The 9,146-nt window shown below is 46.5% G+C and carries 10 protein-coding genes; 1 reads left to right on the plus strand and 9 read right to left on the minus strand.

Annotation, left to right across the window (positions count from 1 at the left end):
• Nucleotides 1–30: 30 nt before the first annotated feature.
• From Q0198_RS07225 to Q0198_RS07240, 4 genes are read right to left on the minus strand one after another with little or no spacing between them, the layout of a single operon-like run.
• Nucleotides 31–1,053, minus strand: coding sequence for an OmpA family protein (locus Q0198_RS07225; RefSeq protein ID WP_297896498.1), 1,023 nt, complete (start codon nt 1,051–1,053; stop codon nt 31–33).
• Nucleotides 1,040–2,329: a MotA/TolQ/ExbB proton channel family protein gene (locus tag Q0198_RS07230; RefSeq protein WP_297896500.1), complete on the minus strand. Its 1,290-nt coding sequence runs from the start codon at nt 2,327–2,329 to the stop codon at nt 1,040–1,042. The genes Q0198_RS07225 and Q0198_RS07230 overlap by 14 nt, the downstream gene beginning before the upstream one ends.
• A 1-nt stretch (nt 2,330) precedes the next feature.
• Nucleotides 2,331–3,395 (minus strand): class II fructose-bisphosphate aldolase, encoded by a 1,065-nt coding sequence (gene fbaA, locus Q0198_RS07235; protein ID WP_297896501.1) that lies wholly within the window; start codon nt 3,393–3,395, stop codon nt 2,331–2,333.
• Nucleotides 3,396–3,409: 14 nt separating this feature from the next.
• Nucleotides 3,410–4,219 carry a peptidyl-prolyl cis-trans isomerase gene (locus Q0198_RS07240; RefSeq protein ID WP_297896504.1) on the minus strand — a complete coding sequence of 270 codons (810 nt, stop codon included), beginning with the start codon at nt 4,217–4,219 and terminating at the stop codon, nt 3,410–3,412.
• A gap of 105 nt (nt 4,220–4,324) precedes the next feature.
• Between Q0198_RS07240 and nth the strand changes: the two genes are divergently transcribed.
• Entirely contained in the window at nt 4,325–4,960 is a 636-nt protein-coding gene (gene nth / locus Q0198_RS07245; RefSeq protein WP_297896506.1) for an endonuclease III, read from the plus strand.
• 262 nt (nt 4,961–5,222) lie between these two features.
• Here nth and Q0198_RS07250 read toward each other — a convergent pair whose 3' ends face one another.
• The 5 genes from Q0198_RS07250 to Q0198_RS07270 form a co-directional block, all read right to left on the minus strand.
• On the minus strand, nt 5,223–5,465 hold the full coding sequence (locus Q0198_RS07250) for a hypothetical protein (RefSeq protein WP_297896508.1): 243 nt from the start codon (nt 5,463–5,465) through the stop codon (nt 5,223–5,225).
• A complete protein-coding gene (locus Q0198_RS07255) occupies nt 5,419–6,486 on the minus strand; it encodes a hypothetical protein (protein WP_297896509.1) in 1,068 nt (355 codons plus the stop codon). Before Q0198_RS07255 ends, Q0198_RS07250 begins: the two co-directional genes overlap by 47 nt.
• A gap of 243 nt (nt 6,487–6,729) precedes the next feature.
• Entirely contained in the window at nt 6,730–8,007 is a 1,278-nt protein-coding gene (locus Q0198_RS07260) for a M20/M25/M40 family metallo-hydrolase (RefSeq protein ID WP_297896511.1), read from the minus strand.
• 278 nt (nt 8,008–8,285) lie between these two features.
• Nucleotides 8,286–8,546 carry a cation transporter gene (locus Q0198_RS07265; RefSeq protein ID WP_297896513.1) on the minus strand — a complete coding sequence of 87 codons (261 nt, stop codon included), beginning with the start codon at nt 8,544–8,546 and terminating at the stop codon, nt 8,286–8,288.
• On the minus strand, nt 8,539–8,940 hold the full coding sequence (locus tag Q0198_RS07270) for an aryl sulfotransferase (RefSeq protein WP_297896516.1): 402 nt from the start codon (nt 8,938–8,940) through the stop codon (nt 8,539–8,541). The genes Q0198_RS07265 and Q0198_RS07270 overlap by 8 nt, the downstream gene beginning before the upstream one ends.
• Between the last annotated feature and the right edge of the window lie 206 nt (nt 8,941–9,146).

A 9,146-nucleotide genomic window follows, 5' to 3' on the forward strand; every position in this document is an offset into this window, starting at 1 on the left:
AATTTCGAGCGAGCCGTTAAGGGCGAGCCGCTAATTCGTAGCGTTCGCATCAAACTGCAAAAATTTCCTGATCTCCTCCATCGCCTCTTTGTTTGAGAGTGTAAATTTGATCTCGATGCGGCGGCTAGCGTCCTTGTCCTCGACGCCTCTGCGCATCACGGGCTGCGTGTAGCTGCGACCGCTGGCGATGAGATATTTTTGCAGTCGCTCATCTTTATTCCACGAGTTGATGAAATCCATCACAGCAAACGCCCTATTTTGCGAGAGCTCGAGGTTATACAAATACCCGCCGTCGCTGTCCGTGTGCCCTTCGATGATGATCTGATCTAAATTTTCGCGAATTTCATCGTTATTCAAAAGCGCGGCGAAATAGCTCTGCAGCGTCGAGCGGAGCGTCTCTTTGGCGCTCTCTTTCAGCTCGCTTGAACCCTTGTCGAAAAGGATCGACGAGCTTAGCGTCATCGCGCCGCTTTCGTTATCGATGCGGATATTGCCGCCCAGCTTCTCTTTCAGATCGGCGATGATTTTGACCTTCATTCCGGTTAGGTTGCGGATGCGGTTTTTCGTGACGTTGAGGTCTTGTAAAATTTTATTAAAATCGCTCTCCTTCTTCGTGAGCTGATCGAGCAAAAAGGCGATTTTAAGTTCGTTCTGGCTGATCGTAGCGTTGGCGTCGTCGCGCGCTTTTTGCAAAAGCGAGTTTATGTCTAAATTCTCTTTTTTCAGCCTCTCCGCCATCTCGGTTAGATCTTCGATCTGTATGAAATAGATGGAATTTTGCTTGCGAAGGTCGGTGTTTTCGATATTTAGCTTCTCGAGCTGGTCGCTAAAAATTTTATTCAGCGCCTCAAGCTCGGCGCTTTTTTTCTCCTGGCTTTGCAGGCTTGCTAGTGCACTTGAAATTTGGCTTTCTTTCTCCTGCAGGTTGCTTTGCGTGAGGAAGTATTTGACGATGATGCCGCCTACTAAAAGCACGAAAACAAAAAGCAGTCCCGCCATCAAATCGGCATACGCGATCCAGAAGGTCTCTTTTTCTTCGTTATTCGTTTTCATCTAAAAGTGCTTTTTCATCGATGCTCGCAAGCGTTTTACGAAGCTCTTCGATGATGCTTTCGTTGCTCGTCCGCGCAGCGCCCTCTCCAGCTAAAAGTGCCTTCAAATCCGCGCTTAGTCCCTTAAAGCTAGCGTCAATTTTAGCGGCGTAAGCATTCTGCGAACTTGAAATTTCGCCCGCAAACCCGCCCAAGGAAGCATTTAGGCTCTTGATTTGAGCGCTTAATGCACTAGTAATGTTAGCCAGCTCGCCTTGCCCGTCCGTTAAAGTCTTAGACTGATTTAGATACTGCGCGGAAATCCCGTTTTGAATTTCGATTAGGCTTGCAGACACGGACTTAAGCGCAGATAAAATTTGAGCGAAGCTCTTATCTAACTCGCCGTGAGCGAGATTTGTCCTTTGGACCATCTCTCCCGCTTTTTCAAGCTCTTCTTGTGTAATCGCCATACTTCGCTTCTCAGCTTCCATCACGCTTTCAAAAGCGCCGATTTTTTCATCGATTAGGCGGTTTAGCCTTTCGGTAAAATTCGTAGAGCTCATCATCGCAAATGAGCGCGAAATTTCAGAATTAGAGTTTAAAATTTCACTCAGATAGCCCTGTGTTATTTCGTCTTTGTTCCAGAAGAAATTTTTAGTGGAATTTTTGTATTTGATGAGCAGGCGCTCATATTTGCTGATGCCCTTTTTCTCAAAATATATCCACCAAAGCGCCAAAAAGATTCCATAGATCGAGACGTAAAATGCTGTACCTACGCCGCCTAGAAGCTGCGCGATCTCGGTTTCGAGCCCATCGATATTGCTTGAGGAAAAGTGCGGCATCGAAATCGCAATCGAGATGAAAGTTCCTAAAATTCCAAGCATCGGAAAGACTGCCGATGCGACGGAAGCGTAGTTTTGATTACGCAGCGAGTAGCCGTATTCGTCCACAAAAAGATCAAAGCTGGCATCTGATTTTTTCTTGCCGCCGATACTTAAGAGATTGGCGACAATGTAATTTTTCAGCTCGCGCTTGAAGTCATCGATATTATTTTGAAAATTTAAGCAGCCATATTCTGCATTATGACGAGCTAAAATTAGTGCAATAATTAGCAAAACCGCAAGCATCAGGATCGAGTGTGTTTCTACCTTCAGCCCGATAAGCCCCAAATAGCCCAGCAAAAACACCACAAAAACCGCAATCGGCAGAGCTGCGATCTTAAAAAAAACGCCCGCTAACGAGCGCTCCTTCGCCTCAGGTAGCGTGATATCGAGCACTTCGTTATTTGGGCGATCCATATTAGTTCCTATTTAGGCAATTTAGATTGTCAAATGCGACCTGCAAGCGCGCCACCATACTCTGCTCGCCAGCTCTTAGCCACTTGCGAGGATCGTAGAATTTTTTATTCGGTTTATCCTCACCTTCCGGATTGCCAATTTGAGCCTGCAAATAGCCGTGATTTTTGGCCTCATAAGCGCGCACGCCGTCCCAAAACGCCCACTGCGTGTCAGTGTCGATATTCATCTTAACGACGCCGTAGCTCACGGCCGCCTTGATATCGGAGGTCTCGCTACCACTGCCGCCGTGAAAGACGAAATTTACAGGCTTTTCAGATTGAAGATTAAATTTTTCGCGCACGAATTTTTGCGAATTTTTTAGAATTTCGGGTCGCAGCACAACGTTGCCCGGCTTATACACGCCGTGGACGTTGCCAAAGCTTGCTGCGATGCTGAATCTATCGCTGATTTTGCTTAGCCGCTCGTAAGCAAGCGCGACATCTGCGGGCTGGGTGTAAAGCCGCGCGTTATCGACGCCGGTATTATCGACGCCGTCCTCTTCGCCGCCTGTGACGCCAAGCTCGATCTCAAGCGAAATTCCAAGATCGCTTAAAATTTCCAAATACTTCTCGCAGGTCGCTAAATTTAGCTCCAAATCATCCTCGCTAAGATCGAGCATGTGCGAGCTAAAAAGCGGCACGCCGTGAGCTTTTTTATGAGCGGCATTAGCTTCGATGAGTTCGTCGATCCACGGAAGCAGCTTCCTCGCGGCATGATCAGTATGCAAAATCACCGCAACGCCGTAATGAGCCGCCAAAGCATGCACTTGATGCGCGCCTGCAATAGCGCCTAAAACCGCGGCATTTGGGCAAGCGGCACCTGCGTAAAACGCTGCGCCGCCGTTGCTAAACTGAATTATTACGGGCGAATTTGCGATTTTAGCGCTTTCCAAGACGGCGTTTATGGAGTTGCTCCCCACTACGTTTACCGCAGGGATCGCAAAGCCCTGCTGCTTCGCATACGCATAGACCTTACTTACGTCATCGCCGCTTAAAACGCCCGGTTTTACTATATCTAAAACGCCCATTTTTAGCTCCTATATTATTTATACTCGATTTTAGCGTTTTTGTGAAGATCTGCCGCTTTTTGCTCGACTACTTTTGCCGCTTTTTGCTGTCTAAGTACGCGCTCAATAAAAGGCTTTGCCTCGCTTTGGCTTAGCTGCTTTTTAGCTTGAGATTCCTCTTTTAACACGACATGATATCCGACCCTGCTTTTAATCGCTTTAGTGGTGATTTGACCATCTTTTATCTTAGAGATCGCATCGGCAAAAGGTTTGACCTGATCGCTAGGCATCCAGCCTAGCTCGCCGCCGGTTTGTTTAGCCTGCGGATCGATAGATTTAGCTTTGGCAAGCTCTGCAAATTTAGTAAATAGTGCACTGTCGCTAAGCCCTTTTAACTGCTTAATAATATCGTTTGCCTCAGCTTCGGTTTTAACGACGATCTGAGCCGCTTTGATTCTCGCAGGCTCGGTAAAGCGCGCTTTGTTTTTGTTATAAAAATCGGCTATTTCTTTATCATCAATATTTATTTTGCTGGCTTCTTTAGCCTGCCATACACGAAGCGCTAAGTTATCTTTTACGATTTCAAGCTCTTTTTTATAAACGTCTTCGTCCATAACGCCCGATTTTTTAGCTTCATCCGTTAGCAGCATCAGATCAATGCCTTTATCGATAAGCTCCTTTTTTTGATCGGCATTAAGAGCAGCGATATCTACATTGCCTATGCCTTGAAGTAGTGGAGCGAGCTCTTTTTCAGTTACGTCTTTGCCATTTACGGTAGCGTAAACGGTAGCGTTGAGGCTGATAGCAGCAGCTAAACTAAGTGCTGTAAATAAAACTTTTTTCATCACAATTCCTTAAAAAAATTTTAACGGCGATTATAACTCAAAGTTGTTAACAATCAAACTGTACTTTAGAATTTTAGGGTAGAATTCCGCCTTGAGGAAATGTAAATGAGAAGTAAAAAAGATATTTTAGAGATAAAAAAGAGAATTTTACAAAACTTTGCGCAAGAGCGCAGCGAGCTGAAATTTAAAGACACCTATCAGCTTTTGGTCTGCGTGATGCTTAGCGCGCAGTGTACCGACAAGCGGGTAAATTTGATCACACCGCGCTTTTTTGCGGAATTCCCGAGCGTTGCAGAGCTTGCAAAAGCCAATCTGGCAAGCGTTAAGCTGCTAATCAGCTCGTGCAATTTCTACAACAACAAAGCGGTAAATTTAATCAAAATGGCGCAGGCGGTGGTTCGCGACTTTGACGGCGTCGTGCCGCTTGATGAAGCGGGGCTAAAATCTCTTGCGGGTGTGGGGCAAAAGACCGCTCATGTCGTGCTTTTAGAGGGCGCGGGCGCAAACGTGATGGCGGTGGATACGCACGTCTTTCGCGTCGCGCATCGCCTAGGGCTGAGCCGTGCAAAGACGCCCGAGCTTACGGAGCGCGATCTTAGCGAGACTTTTAAAACGGATCTTGGTAAGCTGCACCAAGGCATGGTGCTTTTTGGCCGCTACACCTGTAAGGCAATCAAGCCAAACTGCAAAGAGTGCTTTTTAAACGAACTGTGCAGCAGTAAGGATAAGAATTTTCCGTAAAATTCAGCCTGCAAATGCGGGTTTAAATTTACGCACTTAAATTTGACGGAATTTTAAAATTTTGACGCCTTGCTTAAAGCCACTTTATGGCAGACGTTCGGCTTTATGGCGTAGAAAATTTAGATTGAAATTTTATAAACGCCTCTTTTGGTTTTTATCTTTTAGAAAAATTTAAAATTTTGCTTTTTGGAGCTTACTGTTTTGCCAGCCAAGCCCGGTATCCTTCGCTTTTAATCACGTCCGCGATACTTTTTGCCACCTCCTACGGCAAAAATTCAGACTTTTTATCGATGACGGACACTAGCGCGTAAGCGTTATCGTAATCTTGCAACTCCAAGCCCGCGCGCACCAGCGTTTCGTATAAAAACGGCTCGTCCTTTTCGATGCTCACCGCATCGTCGTTTAAAAATTCATAGATGAACGCAAGCTGTTTTTTATCGCCGATTTTTAAAAAATAATCAGCCAAATTCGTCGCGCTTTTGATGATGATTTTTGCATAGGTCATCTATCTGCCGCGCAGAGTAACGCTGGGTAATCAGCTGCCAATTTTCCGCCATCCTCGCCGCAATGATAGACAGCTTGAAAGCTCTGCCGCCATAAGCGTATTTTTCGCTTTCGTCGCCGATTTTTTCTATAGCCCCGAATTCGCTCACCATATACTCGTATAGCTCCTCATCGCTGCCGCTGAAATTTTCTAAATATATCGTCTCGGCGATAGTCTCGGAATTTTTGGGCAGATCGCCTGCGCATTCTGACTCCTGCTCTTCATTTTCTTCGTCCCAGGCGGCTTTTCTAGCTTCAAAAGTTTTAAAATCCACCAGCGGATTAACGCCCTTTTTTACAAATTCAAAAAAGGCAGAAATATCGATCTGATGCTCATCTTCGCAAATTCCGTCCTTAAACATCAGCTCGCAATCTTCAAAAAATTCCCAACCATCAAGCGCGCCCAGGTAGCTTCGACCGATCCGTCCATCTAGGACATAGACGCATTCGCTAGCGCTATGATTAGGCATTGCGTGGTCGTTTGAGACGATATACGGCGCTTGCGTTTTTCCAAAAACCTGCAACATCCCGTCGTTGTATTCGCCGCTTATGCCCCAAAGCGCCGTTAGATTGCCACCGATTGCGATAACGCCGTCCTGCGAATGCAGATAATCACACGCCGTATCTTTGGCGACTTGTAAAAACAGATAATCATCATCGATGATATCGCCGCTGATAAATAAATTTCCGTTAACAAACATCGCTCGTGCGTTATTTTTGCCGCCCACTTCGTTAAATTTATCCTTAAGCCAAGCGGAATTTATCGTGCCTCCCGACAGGCTAAGATCGCCGTCAAACACCAGCACGCAGGAACTGCTATCCAAATGTAAATTTGAGCCGAATTTTTTCTCAAATTCATCATAAGGCAGTATAAAAACGGGTGGAATTTTCATCGCAAAAGAGCTACGACTTTCGTATCGCTTTGCTTGTGATTTAACGATCTGCTCGCAATTTTGCAGAAAATTTTTGATCTGGTTTTTCATTTTTATCTCCTTTTAAATTTGCTATTTACGGCGGGGGTTCCCGTCATATAGCCTGCAGAATAAAAATTTTGCCAAATTTCGAAAAAGCACTCGCGAGACGAGCCGCCCAAATAAAATAAAGGCGAAGTATTTTTGTTCTAGACGAGGCGGATTTAAATTTTACGACGGGAGCTACCTCGTCGGTAGTGACCGAGTAAAATTTAAATCCAACGAAGTATAGGACAAAAAGACAAGCCGCTAAATTTATTGCAGTCTAGCGACTATGTTTCTCACTACTTCCGCCATCATCTCCACCGACGCTATCTCGCAGTGCTCGTTTACGGAGTGAGGCGAGTGGATATTTGGACCTATGGAGCAGGCTTGCAGCTCGGGCTGTTTTGCGACCAGTACGCCACACTCAAGGCCTGCGTGCACGGCGGCAAATTTAGCCTGCGGTTTTTGTTTTTGCAACTCCTCAAGCACCATATGCGCAAAGTCGCTGATGCACGGTGCCCAGTTCGCCGAGCGATCGGCTACTCTCACATCAAAACCCAGCGCGCTAGCCAGCGTGCTAGTCTCAAAGCCTAGATTTTCGAGCCCCTCTCGCTTCATAGCGCGTCCGAAAAAGTCAAACTCGATCACATCGCCCTTCTGCTTAACGGTCGAGAGATTTATGCTTTCATTTACCATGCCAAGCTGCGTGTCGTAGCTGCGCACGCCCTGGGCAAATGAGTTAATTAGCGCCAAAATTTTACCGCTATTTACCAGCACGTCCGCTTCGCCTTCGCCGAGGCTTTTCACCCACGCCAGGCCGCGCTGCGCCGGCTCATGCGCACATAGCGCCTTGCACACGGCGTTTGCGGGGATCGAGTTGCTCCTCTCGCCAAAATCTAGGCTGATTAGCTCGCAGCCCTCCTCGGCTAGGAATTTCGCCAGCAGCTTCGTCGCGTTTGGGATATTTTTGTGTATCTCGTTGCCCGAGTGCCCGCCGCTAAGCCCCGTGACGCCGATCTCGTAAATTTTACCGCTCTTTTTAACGGTCTGCGCGCCGATTTTTGCGCTTACGTTTATGCCGCCCGCGCAGCCCAGCGTCACGCGGTCATCCTCTTCGCTGTCTAAATTTAGTAGATTTGGCGATAAAATTTTACCCTTAAAGGCATTTGCGCCCACGAGCCCGACCTCTTCGTCGTTGGTAAATAAGCACTCTAAATTCGCAAACTCCCGCATCGCGCCCATCATCATCGCCACACCGATACCATCATCAGCGCCCAAGCTCGAGTTTTTGGCTCTTAAGATACCGTCCTCTTCGATCAGCTCCAAATGCGGCGCCGCGCCCACACAGACCATGTCATAGTGGCTTTGCAGGCAAATTTTAGGCTCGCCCTTTACGGCGTGGATATTGCCAGCCTCATCGACGTTTACGTTAAAGCCCAGGCAGCGCGCAAAATCTGCCAAAAACTCCCTCATCTGCTCCGTTTCGCAGCTGCAGTGAGGAATTTCGCACAGCCTCTTAAAATCGTTCATAACCTCGTTTTTTTGCATGTTTGCTCCTTTTGAATTTATTATATCCGCGCGTTATTGCGACACGCCCGTTGAATTTAAAAGCAACCGCACTCGCTTAAGCGCTTGCGAAATTCTGCTAAATTTAAACGCGACCGTGCCGACATAGCGCTTCCGCAAAATACGCGCAGAATTTAAATCGCGCTAGCTTACGCTGCAGGCAAGCCGCGCAAAATGAAATTTTATGCAAAGTCGCATGAATTTTACCGAAATTTAGCAAGAATTTATTTAAAATTTAGTCAGAATTTTGCCGGGGATCTTTATTTTACGATTACGCCTTCATAGCCCGTTTTAGCGATCGCCTCAAGCATCGCGGTCTCGTTTGCATCATCCTTTGCCGCGACGGTCGCGGTTTTGCTCTGCTGTGAAACCTTCGCGCTTATCACGCCTGGTGTTTGCAAAAGCGCCTTTCGCACGATCGCGGTGCAGAGCGGGCAGTGGATTTTTTCCACGTAAATTTTAACCTCTTTGTCGGCAAAAAGCGCTGTAAATCCAAGCATCAAAAACAAAATTTTACGCATAAAGCCCTCCTAAAATTTCGGGATATGTAAGCATAAAGGCAAGCAAGGCTCCTAAGAGCGCGTAGATCAGAATCCATTTTTTGCGCCCGCTTTGCAGCGAGCATGCGCGCGGCTTTTTGAAAAAGAAAAATGCAGAAAGCGCGAAGCAAAAAAGCGCTAACGCAGAAAGCGGCGCACGGTAACCTTCCAGCGCCTCTGCGCCTGAAAAAATGGAAAAGCTCGCGCCGAAAATCAAAAATAAAAGCGCGGGCAGGCAACAAAACGTCGCGGCAATCGCGCTAAAAATCGCGGCAAATATCAGCCACAGACTGCGCGCGCCGAAGCAATTTTTGCTAAAATTTTTTCGGTTTTGCGCCGAGGTTTCTTGCGCGGGATTTTCTAGTTCGGTTTTCAAATTTTGCCTTTAAGTATAATCTTAAATAATCTTGTCGCACCCTCGTCGGCTTTAGGCGTGGAATTTTATCTGCAAATTTTACCGCTACCAAATTTCGCACAGAGTGGCAAAGAGGCGAAATTTTAAATTCCGCAAGCCGTAAATTTTAAAATTTCGCGCCGAAAAATTTTAAAATTTTGCTCGCTTTAAAATTTCAAAATTTCGCT

Source organism: uncultured Campylobacter sp., from assembly GCF_938045205.1.
Lineage (GTDB): Bacteria > Campylobacterota > Campylobacteria > Campylobacterales > Campylobacteraceae > Campylobacter_B.